Consider the following 20755-nt stretch of genomic DNA (forward strand, 5'->3'; position numbering starts at 1 on the left):
GGCGCGACGCGAACGGCGATGGTCAATTGACGCGCGAAGAAATGCGCGCGGGTCGCGAACATCGCGGCGCCCGCCATGGCCGCGGCGGCGGCATGCACCATCTAGCCAGCGCCGACGCCAACAACGACGGCAATATCACGCGTGACGAGTTCCTCGCCCGTCCGCTTGAGCACTTCACCCGCCTGGACGCCAACGGCGACGGCGTAATCCATGCCTCAGAGCGCCCGCAGCATCCCGAACGAGGCGAACGCGGCTCAAGGGGAGACCGAGCAGATCGCCCCGATTTTGATGCGAACGATGATCGTCAAATCTCGCGCGCCGAATTCGACGCGATGGGCGCGTCCATGTTCCAACGTCTCGACGCCAATTCCGATGGGCGCGTGACCCAAGCCGAGGCACAGGCCGCCCGTCCGCCCCACCGCGGACGAGACTAAAGCGCCGGCAGACGCGGCCGGGCGATAGGCTCACGTCCGGCCGCGTCAAATTTTGTGAAGGCGCCGTATTTGGGGAGGCGCCTTGCCGCGCCGACAGAACCCGTCAGATCAGAGGACGTTATGTTCGCGGACGTGAAGCAGAAAGTTCAAGAGCTTTGGGCGAAACGCCCGGGCTTCTTGCGGGGGCGGGCGCTGTGGGTCGCAGGCGGCCTCGTCGTTGCGGCGCTCCTTGCCTGGAACGTACTTGGCGGCGAGCGCAATGAAGATCCCTATCGCACGGCCGAAGTGACGAGCGGCGCCATCACGCGTGTGGTGAGCGCAACGGGCACGCTGCAGCCTTTGGTGTCGGCGAATGTGGGCTCGACAGTATCGGGTCCGGTGACGGAAGTGTTGGTGGATTTCAACAGCCAGGTGCGCGCGGGCCAAGTGCTGGCGCGGCTTGATCCGACGCCCTTCCAGCAACGCATCGTGCAGGCGCAAGCGACGTTGGCGCAGCAGCAGGCGCAACTCGCGGTCGCGGAATCGGATTATCAGCGCTACGTACTGTTGCAGCAGCGCGGCTTTGCCTCCGAGCAATTGATGTCGCAACAGCGCGCGGCGCGGGACACGGCGCGCGCGGCGGTGGCGCAGGCGCAGGCGCAAGTGGCGACGGCGCGCACGGATTTGGATCGCAGCGTGATCCGCTCGCCGATCGATGGCGTTGTCGTGGATCGTCAAGTGAATGTGGGCCAACCTGTGGCGTCGAGCTTGCAGGCGGCGACGTTGTTCGTGATCGCGCAGGATTTGTCGCGGCTGCAAGCGAATATCACCGTTGATGAAGCAGATATCGGCGATGTGCGCGAAGGGCAGAGCGTGCGCTTCACGGTCGACGCGTTCCCGGATCGCGAGTTTGAAGGCCGTGTGAGTCAAGTGCGCCAACAGGGCGTGGCTGAATCTGGCGTGGTGAGCTATACGGTTGTGGTAGAGGCTGACAATCCGGGACGGCAATTGTTGCCGGGCATGACGGCGAACGCCGAAATCGTGCTGGAGCAGCGCGAGAATGTACTGCGGTTGCCGAACACAGCGCTGCGTTTCCGACCTGCCGATGCGGAATTGGTCGCGCAGGGGCAAGCCCTGATGGGCGGCGGGGATAGACCACGTCGCGGCAATAGCGGCGAGGCGCAGGCGCAGCAACGCGGCGCTCCGTCAGGCGGGCAAGCTCAAGGGCGCGGGCGCGGCGTCGCTCAAATCGCGGACACGTTGCAGCTCAGCGAACAACAACGCGCGGCGGCGCAAACGGCGTTTGAAAACGCGATGGCGTCGATGCCGCGCGGCGAAGCCGGTGGCGATCGGCGCGCGGCAATGCGGCGTATCCGTGAGCAAGTGATCCGCGAGATCGAGCCGACGCTGACGCCGCAACAGCAGGAATTGCTTGCGCAAATGCGCGCTGGTGGCGGGCCACGCCAAGAGGTGCGTCAGCAGGCTATAGTGTGGGTGTTGCGCAACAATCAGCCGGCGCCGGTGCTTGTCGAGATTGGCGTCGCCGACAATTCCAACACGCTGCTGCATGGCGGCTTGAGCGAAGGCGATGAAGTGATCATCGGCGGCGGTCCGCCAGGGGAGAGCCGTCGGCAGGGCGGGGCGATGGGCGGTCCTCCAGGCGGCGCCGTCCGCATCCGGGGCACGTGATGAGCACGCTGATCGAAGCGCGCGATCTGGTGAAGCTCTATCGCATGGGCGATGAGACGGTGCACGCGCTCGACGGCGTGAATTTTACCATCGCGCGCGGCGAATATTGCGCCATTGTCGGGCCGTCAGGTTCGGGCAAGTCCACGCTAATGAACATTATCGGCGGCTTGGATACGCCCACGAGCGGACGCATTACGATTGCGGCCAACGATATTGGCGCGATGAGCGATGACGACCTGGCTGTCTTCCGTAATCAGACGATTGGCTTCGTGTTTCAGAGCTTCAATCTGCTGCCGCGGCTGACGGCGTTGGAGAACGTCGAGCTGCCGATGATCTATGGCGGCATCGTGCCGAAGGAGCGGCGTGAGCGGGCGATGGAATTGCTGACGCGGGTGGGGCTTGGTTCGCGCATGGGCCACATGCCGACGCAGCTCTCGGGCGGCCAGCAGCAGCGTGTGGCGATCGCGCGTGCACTGGCGGGTAAGCCGTCGTTGATCTTGGCGGACGAACCCACAGGCGCGCTCGACACCAATACCGGTATCGAGATCATGGCGTTGTTTCGCGAACTCAATGCCGAGGGGGCGACGATCGTGATCGTCACGCACGACCACGAAGTCGCGGCCGCCACGAAGCGTACGATTGAAATGCGCGATGGGCAGATCGTGGCGGATCGCACGAGTGGCCAGGAGGCGCGCCATGATGCGCACGTCTGACCTTGTCGCCAGCGCAAGTCGGGCGCTGCGGTCAAATCCGCTGCGTTCGGCGCTCACTGCGCTTGGCGTCATCATTGGCGTCGCTTCTGTGGTCGCCATGGTGGCGTTGGGCTCCGGCGCGCAGGCGCAAGTGGAGCGCTCGATCGCAAGCCTGGGATCGAACCTGCTGATCGTCGTGCCGGGCGCGCAGCGCAGCGGCGGCGGCGTCCGCGCGCAAGCCGGGGGCGGCATGGGTTGGGATACGCTTACCCTGGACGACGCCGCGGCCATCGCGCAGCTGGAAGGGGTGGCGGTCGTGGCGCCTTCGCAACGCGCACGCGCGCAGGTAATCGCGAATGGCTTGAACTGGAATCCGCAAGTCGAAGGTGTGACGCCGAGCTATCTTGAAGCGCGCGATTGGGAAATTGCCTCGGGCCGCATGTTCGACGAGTCCGAAGAGCGTCAAGCGCGCCGGGTCGTTGTTCTCGGCGCGACCGTGGCCAACGAACTCTTCCCGAACCTCGATCCAGTTGGGCAGACCGTGCGTATGAACGGCGGGACGTTTGAAGTGATCGGCGTTTTGGAGTCGAAAGGGCAATCCGGGTTCGGCGCCGACCAGGATGACATCGTTCTCGCGCCGCTGACCACGGTCAAACGCCGCATTTCGGGGCGGCGCGGACGTGGCGACAGCGTCAGTCAGATTTCGGTGAAGGCGCAAAGCGAAGACGTGCTCAGCGTTTTACAGGAGGAGGTCGAGACGCTTTTGCGACAACGCCACCGTACGCGCGAAGGCGAAGACGATTTCACGGTGCAAAATCTGAGTTCGATCACGGAGACTGCCGCGCAGACGACGCAGGTCTTCACCTACCTTCTAGGGGGAATCTCGGCGGTGTCGCTTCTGGTTGGTGGTATCGGCATCATGAACATCATGCTCGTCAGCGTAACTGAACGGACACGTGAGATTGGCTTGCGGAAAGCGCTTGGCGCCCGTCAAGGCGACATCCTGCGTCAGTTCGGACTAGAAGCCGTGACGCTTTCGGTCGCAGGTGGGATCATAGGTCTCATTTTAGGCGTATTGGGCGCCTGGTTAATGACCTCTTTGTTTACACTGCCCTTGGTAATTTCACCCTGGCATGCGGGGTTGGCGATCGGCTTCTCCGGCTTGGTGGGCGTGTTGTTTGGCGCTTACCCGGCCTGGCGTGCGGCGCAGCTCGACCCGATCGAAGCGCTGCGCCGGGAATGAAGATGAGGAAGACGTTCTCATGCGGACTTTGATGGTTTCGCTGGCGGCGCTGAGCATGGCGATTGGGCCGGCGGCTGCGGACACGCTGACGGAAGCGATGGTTGCGGCCTCGGAATCAAACCCAACTCTGGCTGCGCAACGCCAACGCTTGAACGCAACGCGCGAAGCGCTGCCGCAAGCGTGGGCTGCGGCATTGCCGCAGATTTCCATTTCCGGCTCGGCGGGCGCGAGCGATCGCGATTCAGACAACCCGTTGCTGGAGGGCGATCGCACGGAAACGTGGTCGAGTTCGGCCAATGTCTCGCAGCTGCTGTTTGGATCGGGCCGTGTGGTGGCGTCGACGCGCGCGGCGCGGGCGCAGATCGCCGGCGCCGTAGCGGATTACGAATTGGCGTCACAGACGTTGCTGCTCGACGTGACGCGCGCTTATGCCGACGTGCGCCAGGCGCAGGCCGTGGTCGCGGCGCGCGAGACGACGGTGTCAAACCTCACGCGCTTGTTCGAATACGCACAAGCGCAATTCGATGCCGGCGTAGTGACGCGCACCGATGTCGCGCAATCACAGGCGCGTTTGGCGCAAGCGCGCACGCAATTGGTGCAGGCCCAGGGCGCCATGGCCGCGGCGGTGCAGGCCTATCAGCGTCTGGTTGGTCGTCCGCCGTCCAATCTCAGCGCGCCGGCGCCGACACCGGGTTTGCCGAGCGATCTGCAGACAGCGCTCGATCTGTCGGTCGACAATTCCCCAGTGCTGATCGCCGCCATGGCCGATACGCGCCTGGCTGACGCAAACGTGGACGTCGCCGCCGCGCAGGGCCGCATGAACGTCACATTGGAGGCCGGCAGCTCGATCGGCGCGGATTTCGATGATGACGATTCCGAAGCGACGAGCGATAGCGTGGGCGTCCGCGTCTCGATCCCGCTCTTCCAAGGCGGCGCGATCCGGTCGCGCACGCGCGCGCAACGGGCGCTGCGTTCGGCCTCGAATCTCGATCTCGCCGCCGCACAACGCGGTGTGCAGGAGAGCGTCACCAACGCTTGGACTGGGCTTGCCTCGGCGCGCGCGGCGGTTGATTCCGCACGCGAGCAAGTCCAGGCGGCGGAGCTGGCGTATGAAGGCGTGACGCTGGAACAGGAAACAGGCCTGCGTTCGACGGTCGAGGTGCTTGACCAGGAGGCGGATTTGCTGACCGCGCGGATCGCGTTGGCGCAAGCCGAGCGCGATCTGGTTGTGGCTGAGCGCCAGATGCTGGCTTCAGTGGGCATCCTCTCGATCCCGCCGCAGAATGGTGGGCTGATCGAAGGCCAGAACGACGGATTGCGGGGACGCTAATCTCGGGTGGACCGCCGGCGTGACGCCGGCGCTCCTCCTTGCTACGCCGCGCTGTGTTGCGCCGAGATGCGCCCACCGCTCAATGCATTGAGGCGATTAAGCGCGGCCACGTACGCGCGCGCGCTCGCCACCAGCGTATCCGCATCCGACGCACGCGCCGAGGCTGAGCGGCCGCCCGCCGAGAGGCGTACGCTCACGATCGCCTGCGCATCGGTGCCTTCGGTGACGGCGTGGACCTGATAGAGGTCGAGGTCCGCCTCGTGCGGCGCGGCTTCCTTGATGGCGTTGAAGATCGCATCCACGGGCCCGTTGCCGCGGGCGGTTCTCCAAACCGCTTCGCCATTGATGGTGAGGTCGATTTCCGCAGTTTGCGGGCCTTCGGTGCCGGCGACGACACGCAGGCGCGACACCTGGATGGCGTCATCGCCGTGCGCGATCTGATCGTCCACCAGCGCGACGATGTCCTCATCGAACACGTGGCGTTTGCGATCGCATAATTCCTTGAAGCGCTGGAAGGCGTCGTTCAACGCGTTGTCGGCGAGCGTGTAGCCCAGCTCTTCGAGCTTCTTCTTGAACGCGTGGCGGCCGGAGAGCTTACCCATCACCAAGCTGGTCGCGCCTTGGCCGACATCTTCGGGGCGCATGATTTCGTACGTCTCGGTGTGCTTCAGCATTCCGTCTTGGTGGATGCCGCTTTCGTGGCTGAAGGCGTTCTTGCCGACGATGGCTTTGTTGAATTGCACAGGAAAGCCGGTGACGCGCGCCACGGTTTGGCTGACGCGCATCAATTGTGGGCTGTCGATATTGGTTTGGAACGGGAGGTCGGCGCCGCGGACACGGAACGCCATGACGATCTCTTCGAGTGCTGCATTGCCTGCGCGTTCGCCGAGACCATTGACGGCGCATTCGATCTGGCGCGCGCCGCCTTGCACGGCCGCGATTGAATTGGCTACGGCGAGACCCAGATCGTTATGACAATGCGCCGAGAAGATCGCTTTGTCGGCCCCGGGTACGCTTTCGATCAAGTCGCGGAAGAGCTCGCGATACTCATCGGGGAAAGAATAGCCCACGGTGTCCGGAATATTGATCGTCGTGGCGCCGGCGCGGATCGCGGCCTCGACACAGCGTTTCAGGAAATCGCGCTCGGTGCGCGTCGCATCCTCGGCGCTCCATTCCACGTCGTCGGTAAAATTGCGCGCGAGCGTGACCGAAGCGGTGACCGCATCGAGCACTTGGTGCGCCTCCATGTTGAGCTTGTGCTTGCGATGGATCGGCGAGGTCGAGATGAAGGTGTGGATGCGGAAACGCTTGGCGCTTTTAATCGCTTCGGCGCAGCGTTCGATGTCTTTCGGGCCGGCGCGGGAGAGCCCGCAGAGCACCGCGTTCTCCAGCACCGTGCCGACGGCGCGGACAGCTTCGAAGTCGCCGTTGGAGGCGGCGGGAAAGCCCGCCTCGATGATGTCGACGCCCATGGAATCGAGTTGGCGCGCGATCTCGATCTTGTCGGCCATGGTCATGGCCGCGCCCGGCGATTGCTCGCCGTCGCGCATAGTGGTGTCGAAGATGCGTACGTGGTCTTGCTTGGTCATGGCCCTGGCCTTGGGAATAGGACTGCGATCGGAAACGTTGATCCCCAGGGCAGGCCGCAAAGCAGCCGGTCTACGCCCTGGGGCCGCTAAGGCTCAGGGAGGCAAGGCTTGCCTGACATAGGGGGCGGCGACCGCTCATGTGAAATTTCCTACCCGATTGTGTGCTTGTAAGCAAGATTATTGCTGGAAGGGCTAGGTGCAGGCGGATTTGGGGGTGGATTTCGCAAGCGGCGACTGTACTGAGGTGGAATATTCCAGTCCGGAGCCCGCGCGCGCAGGTGCCGCCTAGTCCTGCGCCTCGATGGCCTTGACCATTGCCATGGCTGCCGCTGCCGGTTTCAGCCCCGTGTCGCGGACCAGCGTGCGCCACGTCGCGAAGCTGAGCGCTAGGGGGAGGAGAGCGCGCTGCTTGGCCTTGAGCTTGGCGCCCAGGATTTCGTGCATCGCCGCCATCGGCGGACCGAAGCGAAGTTCGCTGACCTCGCGCGTGAGCGCGTGATGTTCTGCGTCGCGCATCGGCGCGGCGATAGCGGCGGCTACGCAATCGTACCATTCGTAGAGGGCCAAAAGGCCAGTTTGCAGGCGCTTCATGGGGTCTCGGATGGCGCCCCACGGCGCAGAATCAGGTGGCGGATGGCGTTCAAATACGTGGCCGGAGCAGGCCATGAAGAGGCTCCGCTCGTCGGGAAAGTGTGCATAGAGCGTGTGCCGCTGCACGCCGGCGCGCTCGGCGATCATGCTGAGCGAGGTCTGCGCGGGGCCGAGCGTGCTGTGCAGTTCGACAGCGGCGTCCACGATCTTTTGCCGTGTTTCGGCTTGTCGCTCTGCGCGGCGCTTCAACGTGTACGCGCGGGCCATCGAATTTCATTGCACATGGGCGTGCACCTATATTGACTCTATCCAAATTTGGTTGCACATATTTGTATTGTCAAAATATGAATTGGGTGCGGTGATGCAAACCAAAGTCAACGAGATCGCGAGCGGCGTGTATCGTCTGTCGACCTTTATGCCGGAGGTGATCCCGCCCGAAGGCTTCACCTTCAACCAATTCCTGATCACCGGTGACGAGCCGCTTCTGTTTCACACTGGCCCGCGCCGCATGTTTCCATTGGTGCGCGAGGCGGTGCGCCGTGTCATTGCGCCCGAAAAGCTGCGCTGGATTGCGTTCGGACATTACGAGGCCGATGAGTGTGGTGCGATGAACGAATGGTTGGCGATCGCCCCGCACGCGGAAGTCGCGCATGGCGCTGTGGGATGCATGGTGTCGCTGAATGACATGGCGGACCGGGCGCCGCGCCTCTTGTCTGACGGTGAGGTGATCGATCTTGGGGGCAAGCGTATGCGCTACATCGATACGCCGCACACGCCCCATGGTTGGGACGCGGGGCTGATGTTCGAAGAATCGACGGGCACGTTGCTCTGCGGCGATCTCTTCACGCAGCATGGCGATCGGCCGGCTCTCGTGGAGAGCGACATTGTTGAGCCGGCGATCGTTGCGGAGGACGTCTCGCACTATTCGGCGCTGCATCCCGGCATGGGGTCGACGATACGCGGATTGGCGCAAATGCGGCCACGTACGCTGGCGCTGATGCATGGGCCGTCTTTCGCCGGTGATTGCGCGACAGCTTTGATCGAACTCGGCAATGATTACGATCGCCGCGTGCGTGAAGCGCTTGCGGCTTAGCTCGGGCGCGGCCGGCGCCGGATGGGCGCGGGCTGCAAGAGCGGCGTTGTCGGTTGCGGCGACGCGGCCGGCCTTGGCGTCGGCAGTGCATCGAGGGCGTTTCGAGCGGCGGTCTCGATCGTGTGCGTCCAGCGATCGGAATGGCTGATGCGGATGCCGAATTTGCGAGCCATGGCGCGGAAGATCACGGCCGGCACGTCGAGACCGCAAGCGCGTTCGAGCCCCTGAAAGCCCGGGGCGGAATTGGCTTCACAGACACGATAGCCGTGTTCGTCAAACAGGATATCGATGCCGGCGATGTCGAGATTGAGCGCCCGCGTCACTTTGAGCGCGAGATCCGCCATTTCCGGCGGCGCGGGGAAGGGACGACCGTGACCGCCGAGCGAGATGTTGGATTTAAAGCCCCCGTCCGCCGATTGCCGCTCCATCGCGGCGACGATTTGGCCATTGATGACGAGCACGCGCACGTCGCGACCGTGACTGGCGCGAATGTATTGCTGAAAAAGGAAATCGGCTCCGTTCGCCGCGCCGTCGAGCAGGTTGGCGAGATCGTCGAATTGCGAGCGGTCCCGACATAGTACGACGCCGTTGCCGCGCGTGCCCTTGAGCTTCTTCACCACCACGGGAAAGCCGAGTTCGCGTTCCACCAAATTCACATCGACCGGGAACTTGCCGAGGATGGTCTTTGGTACAGGCAGGCCGGCTCCGGCGACGACCTGCAGCGTATGCAGTTTGTCCGAGACTGACTCAATTGCCGCGGGACTGTTCGCGATCGCGACGCCTTGGCGTTCGAAATGCCGTAGCACGGCCAGCGTGAAGTAGGATGTTTCGCTGCCGCAGCGCGGGATGATCAAATCCGGTTTGCGCAGGTCGCGGCCCTGGTAACTCGCGGACCAAGTATCATTGGAATCGACAACAAGATCGAACTCGCTCGGCTTCAAGACATGTAATTCGATGTCGAGCATTTTTGCGGTTTCCTGAAACCGCAAAATCTCCGGCGCCTCGGGAACGCCGGGCGCTACCTCTCGGTTGAAGAACAGCCAGCAGCGCATGCGTCACCTCCTGCGGGGCCGACGGATACGCGCGAATGTGGGCGAATGTTTCGCCAATGCAACACGTCATTGCATTGGGGGCGTGGGAACCTGGGTCCGTTCAGCGCAACCAGATCGTCGTCTGATGGATGGCGAGGCCGATCAGGCCGCCGATGATGGTGCCGTTGATGCGGATATATTGCAGATCGGCGCCGACATTTTGTTCCAGCTTTTCGACCACGGTCGCGGTGTCCCAGCTCCGAATGGTCTCGGAGATGAGCGATCCGACGTCGCGATTGTGACGGCCGGCGATTTCGGTCAGCAGCGCGCGAAGGCGGCGATTGAGCGTCTCGACAACCGCTTGGTCTTCCAACAGCGCCGCTCCGAAGCGCTCAATGCCGGAGGCGAGTGTGTTGCGCGCCGCCGCTTGGGTTTCCGCGCCGCGCAACGCCAGCTTCATGGCTTGCCACACTTCGCCGAGGTAAGCCGCGACGGAAGGATGCGCGAGGATGTCGGCGACGATGCGTTCCATCTGCGCGCGCAACTCCGGCGAATGCTGTAAATCGTCGGAGAATTTCTGCAGCAACTCGGTAATGCGCTGACGCGCGGGGTGATCGGGCTGTTCGGCCACTTGATGCAGCGTGTCTTCAATGGCGCCGATCAACGCATCGGCGGCGCGCGCGTCCAGGGAGATGAGCCGCCAAGCCCACGACGTGCGCGCGCGCACTTGCGCGCGAATGGCCGGCTCGTGCTCTTCCAGGGCGCGCCAGCCTTCGGCAAGCGCCGCGTCGAGCACCGGCTGGTGGCGACCGTGTTCGGTCAGGAGTTTGATACCGCGTCCCAAAGTGGCGGAGAGCCGCTCATCGCGGCTGAAATCGGTGAGTTGGCGGCGCATGAATTCGCTGACGACTTCGTCGTCCAGCAGATCAACGACGCCAGGCAGGGCATCCATAACGCCGTCCGCGACGCGCCGGGCGGTGGCCGGATCCGCCAGTTGACGGCCAAGCGCGGTGGCGAGGTCCTGGTCGCGCAGCCGTGCGCCAATCACCTCGGGCGCGAGGAAGTTCACCGCGACGAACTCCCCCAATGCTTGGGCGATGCGCTCCTTGCTCCGGGGAATGACCGCGGTGTGCGGGATTGGCAGGCCGAGCGGCCGCCGAAAGATGGCCGTTACCGCAAACCAATCAGCCAATCCTCCCACCAGCGCGGCTTCGGCGAAGGCGCGGACATAGCCCCAGATCGGTGCTTGATCCTGCCGCGAAAGCGCCAGAACAAAGGTGCAGGCCATGAGCACCAAGAGGCCGCCTGCGAGCAATCGCATGGCGGCGAGGGAGCGCGTCTTATCCGCCGGTTCGCTGAGATTCTCGTGCGACATTGTCGAATTGCTCGCATATTTGGGTTGGATACGATTGATCCAGGGCAAGTTGGCAAGGTCGGCTCCTCGTATGCAAGAGAGGGCGGGCCGAAGCGGAGTGGACAATGGCGTTGGGCAGTCGGGTCCTTGGGGCGGCGTTTGTACTGGGCGCGGGCGCTCTGGCCATCGCGGCGGTGGTGGCCGCACCGCATGTATTGAGAACTGCCAGACCGCTCGTGCGTGAAGGGCTGAAGCGAGGCATAAAATTTTACGAAGGCGCGCGCGCTTCTGTTGCGGAATTCGCCGAGGACATCGAAGACTTGGTGGCTGAGGTGAAAACCGATCTGACCGCGGAGCCGAGCGCCGCCGTCGTCAACGAGGAGCCACGTGTCGCGCCATGAGCTTGCCGACAAGGGGGACAAGCGAAAAGCCGACGATGGTGGTTGCTTCGAGCACGCGCGGCGGTGTGATGCGCAATATGCGTCGTAGCGGCGCGAGCGCAAACGGCGCGGCTAAGAGCACGTAAGCCGCAGCGACCCCCAGTTCCACCGGTCGGTCAAACAGATCGCTCACTGGGCGCCCGGGGCGCAGGCGTAGCGCGTGCGCGAGCTGATGGCTGGCGAGCGCCAGGAAGGTCAAACCGCGCGTGCGCGGTCCTGACCCGTGGCGCGCTGTGCCGATGATGTGCGTGATGATGGCGGGCATGGCCATGCGCACGGCGTCTTTGGCGATTGAGTTCAGCTCTTCCTGACCGAATACATCGTGCGTGGCCGCACGCGGCGGACGTTCGAGAACGTCGGCGGCCGGGCGCGCCATGGACAGCCCGAGCGCGGGAAACACGTCGGTCATCAGATTGAGCCAGAAAAGTTGCGCGGGCGTTTCCAGCGCGTCCGGGCCATGCAGGCCTTCGGCGAGGAGAAGCGCGACCTCGCTGGCGTTCGTCGCGAGCAAGAAGCGGACGGCGCGGCGCAGATTCTCGTCGGCGGTCCGGCCGCGCGCCAGCGTGCGCGGCAGGGTGCCGAGATCATCGTCGGCGATGACGATGTCTGCGATGTCGCGCGCCACATCGGCGCCGGATCGGCCCATCGCGATGCCGACATCCGCGGCGCGTAGCGCCGGACCATCGTTCACACCGTCGCCGGTCATCGCCACGACGTGACCGTCCGATTGCAGCGCACGGATGATGGCCAGTTTGTCCGATGGGCTCACCCGCGCAAAAACCTCTGTCGTGCGCACCGTGTGCTTCAGAACCTCAGCGGACATGTCGCGCAAGGCGCTCGCGTCCACGACATCGAGCGAGCCATCCTTCGAGAATCCTAGATCTCGCGCGAGCCTACGTGCGGTACCCGCCTGATCGCCCGTGAGAATAATCGTCCGCAATCCCGCCCGCTGCAACGTCGACACCATTTGGGCGGCGCCAGGACGCAGCGGATCGCGCAAGCCCACCAGGCCGAGCCATTCCAATTGGTCCGGCTCGCCGCCGCTGAGCGACGCGCCGAGACCGCGAGCCACGCCCAGCACGCGCAATCCCTCATGTGCGAGGGTTTCGTTCTGCTGTTGAATTTGCAGGCGGTCGGCCTCGGACAACGCCCGCGTTGCGCCGCCTGAACGCACTTTAGTGCAGAGGCCCAACACTTGGTGAGGGGCGCCTTTGACCGCGAGCAACGGGGTTTCGCCGTGCTCGTGTTCCGTGGCCATGTAGAGCCGCTGTTCGGTGCGGAGTTGTACGCCGACGCGCGGGAGGGATTGGCGCAGTTCGTTAACGTCGAAGCCTGCGTTGGAGGCTAGGTGCAGCAGCGCGAGTTCTGTGCCCGAGCCCGCGGAAGGCGTCTCGGAGTCCGACAACGTGGCGTCGTTGCAGAGTGCGGCGAATTTCGCGACGAGTCGCGCCCCCGCAGGTGCGCGCTTCTCATCTGTCACGTCGTAACGGCTTGCGAGTGTTTGAACCACTGAGGCCTGCATGCGGTTCTGGGTCAGCGTGCCTGTTTTATCGAGGCACAGCACGTCGATATTGGCCGCAGTCTCAAGCACGTTCACGTTGCGGACGAACGCGCCCTCGCGCGACATCGCGCGCGCGGCGATCGCCTTTGTGGAGGCGGCGAGCGCGGGCAGACCCTCGGGAATGGCGGAGACAGCCAGGGCAACGGCGCTGCGCGCAACGGCGCCCATCGACGCGCCGCGCACAAGCAACATCACCGCCAGCAGCGAGGATGCGCCGAGGCAGGCAAGCGTTAGACGCACGCCGAGCCGGTCGAGCGCTTGCTCCATCGGCGGTTTGGGCGGATGAGCTGCTTGGAGTAAACCGCGCACACGGCCGATCTCGGTGGCGGCGCCGGTCGCGGTGACCACGGCGATCCCTGTCCCGTTGGTCACGACGCCGCCGCGATGCACCATCGTGGACCTGACCGCGAGCGGTGCGCTGTCTTCAACAAACGCCTCCGCGGATTTCTCAACCGGGAAGCTCTCGCCGGTCAGAGAAGATTCGTCGACCAGCAGCGATTCCGATTGCAAGAGACGCGCGTCCGCGGGCACCGCGGCGCCTGTCTTAAGCGAGATCCAGTCTCCTGGGGCGACGCGTGAGGTCGGCACGTGCGTCTCTCTCCCGGCGCGCAGCACGATTGCGTCGGGATCGGTCTGACGCGCGAGTCTGCGGATGAGGCTTGCGGTCCAACTTTCGGTGGATGCGCCGATGCCGGCGTTGAGGGCGATCACACCCAAGGTGAGCACTGCGTCGACGACGCCGCCCGTGGCGAGCGAGAGGATCGCCGATCCGCCAAGCAAGGCAACAGGCACGGACTTGAACTGACCGACAAAGACCGTGAGCGGCGAAGGCGGCACGGGCTCCGACAGGCGGTTCTCGCCAATGCGATACAATCGCTCCAGCGCTTGATCGTGTGTCAGGCCATTCGCACTGGCGAATGCCGAGGCCACCGCTGGTCCCGTCATCGCGTGCCAAGGTTGGCTTGCGGAGTCTGCAGGCGCGGGCGCGACTGGCGCGGTGAGGCCGCCGCGCCAAAGGTTACGTACTATCGCAGCAATCTCTTCGGCGCTGAGGCTGACGTCGTGCTCAATCAGGAGCGCGCCGGTCAAAGGGCTTTCGCGCACGTCGGCGACGCCAGGGCGGGCCGCGACGCGACGTGCAAGGGCGCCCAGCAAATCGTGGCGCCCGCGCAAGGGCTCAAGCCTGAGCCGCGTACGCCCTGGCAAGGCGTGATGCACACGAACATGCGGCTCCAGCCGATGATCGTAAGTCACATCGGCTACATCAGCAGTGAGGCTTGGCCTGAGCGTCACGCCGGCGGCTTGGCCTGATCTTCGACCACGGCAACGGCGGTCTCATGGCGAAGGTGCTCGGCGACGCGCTGCGCGGACTTCGCACCGACCTGCAGCGCTTCGGCCGTATTCTCGGCGAGGAAAACCACGGCGTGGCGCAGGGCAACTTGCGCCTCTTGCCCAAAGTCTTTGAGCTTTTCCTGGGCCACGGCGGTTTGATTTGGCAAGTCGGCGCGGATGGCTTGGGCCATCAGAGCCGCGTGCGTCTTGAACTGCGCCAATTGCGCTGCGGCTTCGTCAATGTGCTTCTTGGCTTCGCTGCTGGCCCCTGCGGCGCCAGTCTCTAAATTGGTTTTCGCCTTGGCCAGACGATCTTCCAGCGTCAACAACGTCGACTTCAAGCCTTCACAAAAATCAATAACTGCTTGGCTCATCACGATGCTCCCTTTCGGTCGCGAGTGTCCACGCCGGGGCGGAGACTACCTTGCGCGCGATCAAGACAGAAGCGCGCACGCTCACCCATTTGGGCGAATGCGCGCGCCATCGGCCAGATCGTCGCCCGGAAACAGGACTACGCGGTCTCCGGGCGCGAGTCCCTCGGTGACCAGGCGGTAATCCTCGCCGCCATGGCCGACCGCGATAGGCCGAAGCCGCGCACGGCCTCTTTCGACCACGAACACCGCCCAGCCGCGTCCGTCGCGGACGAGTGCATCCGTCGGCACACGTAGAGCGTCCGCCGCTTCAGCGATCACCACGCGCGCGTCGACGCGAAATCCGTGCCCCAGGGACGGCGCGCGCTCCGGCTCTTGCAGGTGGATGATCACATTGACGCGCTGCTCTTCGACCCCCAGCGCCGAAATCTTGGTGCGCGCGTAGGGTTCAATGCGAAACACGCGCGCGGGTATCGGCGGATCGCCGCCCCAATTCTCGATCTGCGCTGCGGCTCCAGCCTGCATCCGTACCGCGTCTTGCGACAAGAACTCGGCGACGATTTCAATCTGGGCGGGGTCGCCGATCTCCAGAAGCGGGGATCCCGCCAGCGCGATGGTTTCGCTCTCTTGCAGAACGCGCAGGACGCGGCCCGCGGCGGGGCTGGCGATCGGGGTGGCGCGCCGGGCGCGTGATGTGGGCGAACCAGCGGCGGCGCGGGCGCGCGTGAGGTCGGCGCGGCGCGCGTTGACGGCGGCGCGCGCGGCCCGCAGCGCGGCATCGGCGGCGTCAAGCGCGGCTTGCGAGGCGAAATCGCGCGCGAACAAAGCGGCGATGCGTTGCCGATCGTTTTGCGCCAATTGATAATCTGCTTCCGCAGCCGTGAGCGCCGCTTGCGCCGCGCTCACGCCGGCATTGGCTTCAGCGGCGACACGAGCGTCAAGGAGCGCGGGGTCGGCGGGCTGTATGGTGGCGACGACTTGACCGCGCACCACTGGGTCTCCTGGCTCAAGCTCGATACGCTGCAATTCGCCGCTGACCGGCGCGGCAACCACAAAGACGTCATGAATGCGTGTGCGGGCCTCATCAACGACTTCTGCGCGCACGACGCCGCGGTCGATCACCGCCACATCCACGGCTTGCGCTCGCGGCCATGCGAGCCAAGTCAACACGACGACCAGGAGCGCGCCCGCACCCAGCCATATCCATTGCGCCCGCGCGAGCTTTGGCGGCTTGGATGGGATGTGCTGGCGGACGATGGCCGTCAGTTCGGCTGGGGTAGGCAGGCGCATCATCAATCCCTCGCCTTAAGAACGCCGATCATATCAAGTTTATCGATGCCCATGCGCACCACCAGCGCGGCCGCGGCGACGCAGACCAGTGTGAACGTCACAGCGAACGCATAGCCGCCGGGATTGAACACAAACGGAAAAGCGTACATGTCGGTCTGGAAAAGTTGCATCAGCCATATCGCAAGCAGCGTGCCGAACGCGATCCCCGCGGGCGCCGCGATGAGCGCCAGGGCCATGAGTTCGCCGATGAGGATGTAGGACACCTCCGCCCGCGTGAAGCCGAGGACGCGCAGCGTGGCGAGATCGCGCTCTTGCTCGGCCAGCGTGATGCGCGCGGCGGAAAAGGCGACACCGCCCGCCATGATGGCGGCGAACGCGGCATAGATGAAATTCATCACTCCGACACCTTCGTCGAACTCCTGCCGCATCGAGGCTTCGGCCTGGCCAACATAACTGGCGCCGGCGATGACCGGGATCTGCTTGATGCGCCTATTGAATGTCGTCATGTGAGCGGGGTCCATCATGAGATGCGCGCCGCTGATACGGCCGGGTTCGCGCAGGAGGCGCGAGAGAGCGCCGAGCTCCATATAGGCTGACGAACCTATCATCGGGTCGACGATGGTGCTGACGCGCACTGTTGTGGCGATGCGTTGGCCGCGCGTTTGCTCCACACGGATTTCGTCGCCAGGGCGTGCATCCAGTTTTTGCGCAAGCGCGCGCGCCAAGGCGATGCCGGAAATGGGGGGCGGAATGGGCGTCTGGTTGGCGCCGACCACACGGCTCAAGCGCGCCGCCGGGGGCACGCCAAAAACCGCCTCGTGGACGGTGCGGCCGTTGTGACGCAGGACGATGTCATCAACACGGAACGGTTCAGCATAGAGGACGCCGGGGAGCCGTTCGACCTGGTGCAGCACGGCTTGATCGCGGGCTTCGGCGAAGGTGAGCGTGACGTCCTGGCGATTGGCGACGCCGAAATTCACGTCGAGCAAATAATCCATTTCGGCGGGGAATGTACGCGCCACCACCAGCAGGGCGATGGCGAAGGCGACACCGAGCGAGGTGGTGCCGGCGCGACGGGGGAAGCGCGCGATCCGACGCATGATAATGCGCGACTTGGCGTCGAGTTTTGCCGCAAATTCGGCAACGCCACCCCCTTCGGAAAAGAATGCGGTCGGCCGCGGCGGTGTGAGCGCCGCCGCAGGCGCCAAGCGCGCTGCGCGCAGAACCGAAACCAAGCATCCTGCCAGCGCGGCGGCAAATCCCGCCGCCCAAGCGCCGATGAATGTCGCGGGAGACGCGCTGAAATCGAGCCGTGGAAAATGGTAGTATTCGCGATAGAGGTCGGCCACAGCACGCCCGAGAGCGACGCCTGCCGCCGAACCCAAGAATGCTCCAATCGCCGCGAAGATGAGGGCGCTCTTGGCGTAATGCCACGCGACCGCGGCGTCCGAATAACCGAACGCCTTCAGCAAGCCGATGTTCGAGCGTTCAGTGGCGATCACGCGGCTCATCGCGATGTTGACCAAGAACGCCGCCGTGATGAGAAAGAGCGCCGGGATGAAGGTGGCCATGGTGGACAGCTGACGCAATTCCTCACTCAGGAACCTGTCAGAGATCATGCGGTCACGGCCATAGGCGCCGGTCGAGCCGTAGGGGGCGAGGATGCGGTCGATCGCGGCGATCGTTTCCGATGGGTTGGCGTTGCGGCCGAGTGTGAACACAGCGTCGTTGAACGCGCCGTCGAGATCATAGGCGCGCGCGAGCGCTTCGCGGCCCATCCAAATCACGCCAAAGCGGTCGGCTTGTCGAAACAACTCGCCAGGCGCGGCGACGAAGACGAACTCGGGCGAGTTGGCGATGCCGACCACGTGCAGTGTTTGTCGGCGGCCGTACATTGTCGCCGCGAGCGTATCGCCGGGCTCGATGCGGTTGGCGTCGGCGAACGCTTGGCTCAAGATGATTTCGTTGGCGCGTGCTGGGTCCGGCCAACGTCCCCGCGCCAGGGTGAGATCATTGACGAGCGGCCGTCCATCGCGAGGCAAGGAGACGAGGCGCGCCGATGGCGGCTGCTCGACGTCGGGCAGGTCCAGCAGCGCGACGCCGCTGATGCGGGCTTCCACCGCTTGCACGCCGGGCGCCTCGGCCAATTGGTGCGCGACGCGGTCCGGCGCGCGCACGAGTGACACGGCGAGGTCGGCCATATTGCGTTCGGCATAATAGGCGGTGCGCGTCCGCTCCATTGAGCCGCGCATGCCAACAGCCATCACCAGGATCGAGAGGCCGCACCCAAGCACAAGCGCGACCCCGGCTGCGTGTAAGCGCATGCGCCAGACGTCCCGCAAGAGCTTTTTGTCGAGCGCGCGCATGGATCACCAAACCAATTGCGACGGCGCCGCGCGGTCGGCGTTTACTTCGACACTGCGCACGCGTCCGTCGCCAAAGCGGATCACGCGTGCGCCCATGCGCGCAACATCGGCATTGTGCGTCACGATCAAGGTCGTGGACCCGTAGCGCTCATTGACCTCCTGCAACGCCTCCAGAACCCGCACGCCGGTCTTCACATCGAGCGCGCCAGTGGGTTCGTCGCAGAGCAATACCGCCGGACGTTTGGCGATGGCGCGCGCGACCGCGACCCGTTGCTGCTCGCCGCCTGAGAGTTGCGAAGGAAAATGATCAAGCCGCTTGGCCAAGCCCACGAGTTCAAGCGCCTCGGCGGCGTCAAGCGGGTCGTCGGTGATCTCGCCCACGAGTTCCACATTCTCGCGGGCGGTGAGGCTGGGGATGAGATTGTAGAATTGAAAAATAAAGCCAACATGCTTGCGCCGAAATTGCGTGAGCCCGCTGTCGTTGAGCGTTGTGAGCGACGCGCCGCGAAACAGAACCTCGCCGGCGCTTGGTCGATCGAGGCCGCCGAGGATGTTCAAAAGAGTAGATTTGCCGGAGCCCGAGGGCCCGAGAAGCACAATCAACTCGCCCGGGACGATATCCAGATTGACGTCAATGAGCGCATGGACAGCCGTCGCGCCTTCGCCATAAGTCTTGCCGACGCCGCGCAGGGCGAACAGAGGGCCGCCTTCGGCGGCGTTCACTTCTTCAGCCCGGTCCATGGGTGTTTCTTTTGCCCCGGCGGAGCCGTCACGCGCTTGATTGGCCTCAATCGGGCGGGCGGCGGTGTCGGCGAGGGTGGCGCTGGAGCGGCCGGCTGACAATGGTCTGCGCGAGCCGAGAGAAGGGGATGAGCGGGTTTTGAGTCTATCACTCACCAGTTTCGGCGGCGCTGGTACGGTCACGGGCTCCAAGCACCTGATCGAGACGTCTGATGCCCGGATTTTGCTCGATTGCGGGCTATTTCAGGGGCTCAAGGTCCTACGCGAGCGCAATTGGGAGCCGCTGCCGATTGATCCGCGCTCGATCGATGCGGTGGTGCTCACGCACGCGCACCTCGATCACAGCGGTTATCTGCCAATCCTGGCGCGTGAGGGTTTCGCCGGGCCGGTCTATTGCACCGCCGCTACGGCGGACCTCACCGAAATCCTCCTCAGGGACAGCGCCGAGATTGCCGAGAAGGACGCCGCCTACGCCAACCGGAAAGGGTTCAGCAAGCACAAGCCGGCGTTGCCGCTCTTTACAATGCGCGACGTGGAACGGGCTTTGACATTGCTGCGCCCGATAGGCTTTCACGTCGACCAACGATTGCGCGGCAATGTCGCCCTCAGATTCCGTCGTGCGGGACACATTCTCGGCGCCGCTACGGCGGAGCTGCGCTGCAATGACCGTGTGATCGTCTTTTCAGGCGACTTGGGTCGGTTCGGCGACGCCGTCATGCTCGACCCCGAGCCGATCGCACGCGCCGATTATTTGCTGGTGGAATCCACATATGGCGACCGCACGCATGCGCGGACCAACCCCCTGGATGCGCTCGGCGCGATCATTGAACGGACAGTCGCGCGGGGCGGCACAATCGTCATACCCGCCTTCACCGTTGGCCGCGCGCAAGTTCTGCTGCATCATTTATGGACGCTGAAGGAAGCCGGTCGCTTGCTGTCGACGCCGGTGTTTTTGGATAGCCCCATGGCGATCCGCGCCACAGATTTGATGTGCCACCATCTGGATGACCATCGCTTGCCGCAAGATGTCTGTGAGGCGGCCAGCGCGGCGACGAAATATGTGCGTGATGTGGAAGAGTCGAAAGCGCTGACGGCTAACCCCGTGCCCAAAGTGATCATCGCCGGCAGCGGCATGGCCACGGGCGGTCGCGTGCTGCATCACATCAAGGCGTTTGGACCCGATGCAAGGAGCACGATCCTATTCGCCGGATATCAGGCGGCGGGCACGCGTGGCGCGCGTCTGTTGGCGGGAGAAACCGAACTGAAAATGTTTGGCGCTTGGGTGCCAATCCGCGCCGAGGTGGCCAATCTGTCCGAGCTTTCCGCGCATGGGGACGTCGACGAGATCATGCGTTGGCTTCATGGATTTGAGGCGCCGCCCGAGCGCACCTTCATCGTGCACGGAGAGCCAGCGGCCGCAGACGCGCTGCGCGTGAGAATCGGCCGCGAGCTCCAATGGAGGGCGACGGTCGTCGATGATCGGCGCAGCTACAATTTGGGAGAGTGAACCGGGCTGACCATACGGCGCATAAGTTTGGAGCGGGCGGGGGGAATCGAACCCCCGACATTCAGCTTGGGAAGCTGACGTTCTACCTCTGAACTACGCCCGCGCGTTGAGAGGACCGATAG

At 64.4% G+C, this 20755-nt stretch carries 16 protein-coding genes, 1 tRNA gene and 1 pseudogene; 8 read left to right on the plus strand and 10 right to left on the minus strand.

The features are described from left to right. The 5 genes and pseudogenes from VF769_RS08785 to VF769_RS08805 form a co-directional block, all read left to right on the plus strand. Positions 1 to 434, plus strand: a pseudogene (locus tag VF769_RS08785) (hypothetical protein); the annotation flags it as partial. A 132-nt stretch (positions 435 to 566) separates the two neighbouring features. After that, positions 567 to 2102, plus strand: coding sequence for an efflux RND transporter periplasmic adaptor subunit (locus VF769_RS08790; RefSeq protein WP_331008019.1), 1536 nt, complete (start codon positions 567 to 569; stop codon positions 2100 to 2102). After that, entirely contained in the window at positions 2102 to 2815 is a 714-nt protein-coding gene (locus tag VF769_RS08795; RefSeq protein WP_331008020.1) for an ABC transporter ATP-binding protein, read from the plus strand. Before VF769_RS08790 ends, VF769_RS08795 begins: the two co-directional genes overlap by 1 nt. Next, positions 2799 to 4037 carry an ABC transporter permease gene (locus tag VF769_RS08800; RefSeq protein ID WP_331008021.1) on the plus strand — a complete coding sequence of 413 codons (1239 nt, stop codon included), beginning with the start codon at positions 2799 to 2801 and terminating at the stop codon, positions 4035 to 4037. Before VF769_RS08795 ends, VF769_RS08800 begins: the two co-directional genes overlap by 17 nt. A 19-nt stretch (positions 4038 to 4056) precedes the next feature. Next, positions 4057 to 5367, plus strand: a complete 1311-nt coding sequence (locus VF769_RS08805) for a TolC family outer membrane protein (protein ID WP_331008022.1) — start codon at positions 4057 to 4059, stop codon at positions 5365 to 5367. A 41-nt stretch (positions 5368 to 5408) separates the two neighbouring features. Here the strand turns inward: VF769_RS08805 and VF769_RS08810 are convergent, their stop codons facing one another. Together VF769_RS08810 and VF769_RS08815 are read right to left on the minus strand one after the other, a co-directional pair. Continuing rightward, positions 5409 to 6956, minus strand: a complete 1548-nt coding sequence (locus VF769_RS08810) for a 2-isopropylmalate synthase (protein WP_331008023.1) — start codon at positions 6954 to 6956, stop codon at positions 5409 to 5411. Between the two features lie 285 nt (positions 6957 to 7241). Further along, on the minus strand, positions 7242 to 7814 hold the full coding sequence (locus tag VF769_RS08815) for a TetR/AcrR family transcriptional regulator (RefSeq protein WP_331008024.1): 573 nt from the start codon (positions 7812 to 7814) through the stop codon (positions 7242 to 7244). Between the two features lie 94 nt (positions 7815 to 7908). Here VF769_RS08815 and VF769_RS08820 point away from each other — a divergent pair, with 94 nt between their 5' ends. Then, positions 7909 to 8640: a hypothetical protein gene (locus VF769_RS08820; RefSeq protein WP_331008025.1), complete on the plus strand. Its 732-nt coding sequence runs from the start codon at positions 7909 to 7911 to the stop codon at positions 8638 to 8640. Here the strand turns inward: VF769_RS08820 and VF769_RS08825 are convergent. Both VF769_RS08825 and VF769_RS08830 read right to left on the minus strand, forming a co-directional pair. Then, entirely contained in the window at positions 8637 to 9692 is a 1056-nt protein-coding gene (locus tag VF769_RS08825; protein ID WP_331008026.1) for a RimK family alpha-L-glutamate ligase, read from the minus strand. The genes VF769_RS08820 and VF769_RS08825 overlap by 4 nt on opposite strands. Before the next feature lie 100 nt (positions 9693 to 9792). Beyond that, positions 9793 to 11046: a DUF445 domain-containing protein gene (locus VF769_RS08830; protein WP_331008027.1), complete on the minus strand. Its 1254-nt coding sequence runs from the start codon at positions 11044 to 11046 to the stop codon at positions 9793 to 9795. 104 nt (positions 11047 to 11150) lie between these two features. On the opposite strand from VF769_RS08830, the gene VF769_RS08835 reads away from it, so the two are divergent. Next, positions 11151 to 11426: a DUF5132 domain-containing protein gene (locus tag VF769_RS08835; protein ID WP_331008028.1), complete on the plus strand. Its 276-nt coding sequence runs from the start codon at positions 11151 to 11153 to the stop codon at positions 11424 to 11426. Here VF769_RS08835 and VF769_RS08840 read toward each other — a convergent pair. From VF769_RS08840 to VF769_RS08860, 5 genes are all read right to left on the minus strand, one after another. Then, positions 11398 to 14280 (minus strand): HAD-IC family P-type ATPase, encoded by a 2883-nt coding sequence (locus VF769_RS08840; protein WP_331008029.1) that lies wholly within the window; start codon positions 14278 to 14280, stop codon positions 11398 to 11400. The two genes, VF769_RS08835 and VF769_RS08840, sit on opposite strands and share 29 nt — an antisense overlap. A gap of 35 nt (positions 14281 to 14315) precedes the next feature. Continuing rightward, entirely contained in the window at positions 14316 to 14732 is a 417-nt protein-coding gene (locus VF769_RS08845) for a hypothetical protein (protein ID WP_331008030.1), read from the minus strand. Between the two features lie 81 nt (positions 14733 to 14813). Beyond that, the gene (locus tag VF769_RS08850; RefSeq protein WP_331008031.1) at positions 14814 to 16022 is read right to left on the minus strand and encodes an efflux RND transporter periplasmic adaptor subunit; all 1209 of its coding nucleotides are present in this window, start codon (positions 16020 to 16022) and stop codon (positions 14814 to 14816) included. Further along, positions 16022 to 18343, minus strand: a complete 2322-nt coding sequence (locus VF769_RS08855) for an ABC transporter permease (RefSeq protein WP_331008032.1) — start codon at positions 18341 to 18343, stop codon at positions 16022 to 16024. The genes VF769_RS08850 and VF769_RS08855 overlap by 1 nt, the downstream gene beginning before the upstream one ends. 45 nt (positions 18344 to 18388) lie before the next feature. Next, positions 18389 to 19126: an ABC transporter ATP-binding protein gene (locus VF769_RS08860; protein ID WP_331008033.1), complete on the minus strand. Its 738-nt coding sequence runs from the start codon at positions 19124 to 19126 to the stop codon at positions 18389 to 18391. A gap of 139 nt (positions 19127 to 19265) precedes the next feature. On the opposite strand from VF769_RS08860, the gene VF769_RS08865 reads away from it, so the two are divergent. After that, positions 19266 to 20633 (plus strand): MBL fold metallo-hydrolase, encoded by a 1368-nt coding sequence (locus VF769_RS08865; protein WP_331008034.1) that lies wholly within the window; start codon positions 19266 to 19268, stop codon positions 20631 to 20633. Between the two features lie 28 nt (positions 20634 to 20661). Here the strand turns inward: VF769_RS08865 and VF769_RS08870 are convergent. Then, positions 20662 to 20736 (minus strand) — tRNA-Gly (locus tag VF769_RS08870). Between the last annotated feature and the right edge of the window lie 19 nt (positions 20737 to 20755).

The organism is Vitreimonas sp., from assembly GCF_036392335.1.
In the GTDB taxonomy this organism is placed as follows: Bacteria; Pseudomonadota; Alphaproteobacteria; order Caulobacterales; family Aquidulcibacteraceae; genus Vitreimonas.

What these genes read in the sequence shown, in the direction of transcription:
- VF769_RS08795 (WP_331008020.1), top strand. Translation starts at nt 2,102, where the DNA reads ATGAGCACGCTGATCGAAGCGCGCGATCTGGTGAAGCTCTATCGCATG.
- VF769_RS08800 (WP_331008021.1), top strand. Translation starts at nt 2,799, where the DNA reads ATGATGCGCACGTCTGACCTTGTCGCCAGCGCAAGTCGGGCGCTGCGG.
- VF769_RS08805 (WP_331008022.1), top strand. Translation starts at nt 4,057, where the DNA reads ATGCGGACTTTGATGGTTTCGCTGGCGGCGCTGAGCATGGCGATTGGG.
- VF769_RS08810 (WP_331008023.1), bottom strand. Translation starts at nt 6,956, where the DNA reads ATGACCAAGCAAGACCACGTACGCATCTTCGACACCACTATGCGCGAC.
- VF769_RS08815 (WP_331008024.1), bottom strand. Translation starts at nt 7,814, where the DNA reads ATGGCCCGCGCGTACACGTTGAAGCGCCGCGCAGAGCGACAAGCCGAA.
- VF769_RS08820 (WP_331008025.1), top strand. Translation starts at nt 7,909, where the DNA reads ATGCAAACCAAAGTCAACGAGATCGCGAGCGGCGTGTATCGTCTGTCG.
- VF769_RS08825 (WP_331008026.1), bottom strand. Translation starts at nt 9,692, where the DNA reads ATGCGCTGCTGGCTGTTCTTCAACCGAGAGGTAGCGCCCGGCGTTCCC.
- VF769_RS08830 (WP_331008027.1), bottom strand. Translation starts at nt 11,046, where the DNA reads ATGTCGCACGAGAATCTCAGCGAACCGGCGGATAAGACGCGCTCCCTC.
- VF769_RS08835 (WP_331008028.1), top strand. Translation starts at nt 11,151, where the DNA reads ATGGCGTTGGGCAGTCGGGTCCTTGGGGCGGCGTTTGTACTGGGCGCG.
- VF769_RS08845 (WP_331008030.1), bottom strand. Translation starts at nt 14,732, where the DNA reads ATGAGCCAAGCAGTTATTGATTTTTGTGAAGGCTTGAAGTCGACGTTG.
- VF769_RS08850 (WP_331008031.1), bottom strand. Translation starts at nt 16,022, where the DNA reads ATGATGCGCCTGCCTACCCCAGCCGAACTGACGGCCATCGTCCGCCAG.
- VF769_RS08855 (WP_331008032.1), bottom strand. Translation starts at nt 18,343, where the DNA reads ATGCGCTTACACGCAGCCGGGGTCGCGCTTGTGCTTGGGTGCGGCCTC.
- VF769_RS08860 (WP_331008033.1), bottom strand. Translation starts at nt 19,126, where the DNA reads ATGGACCGGGCTGAAGAAGTGAACGCCGCCGAAGGCGGCCCTCTGTTC.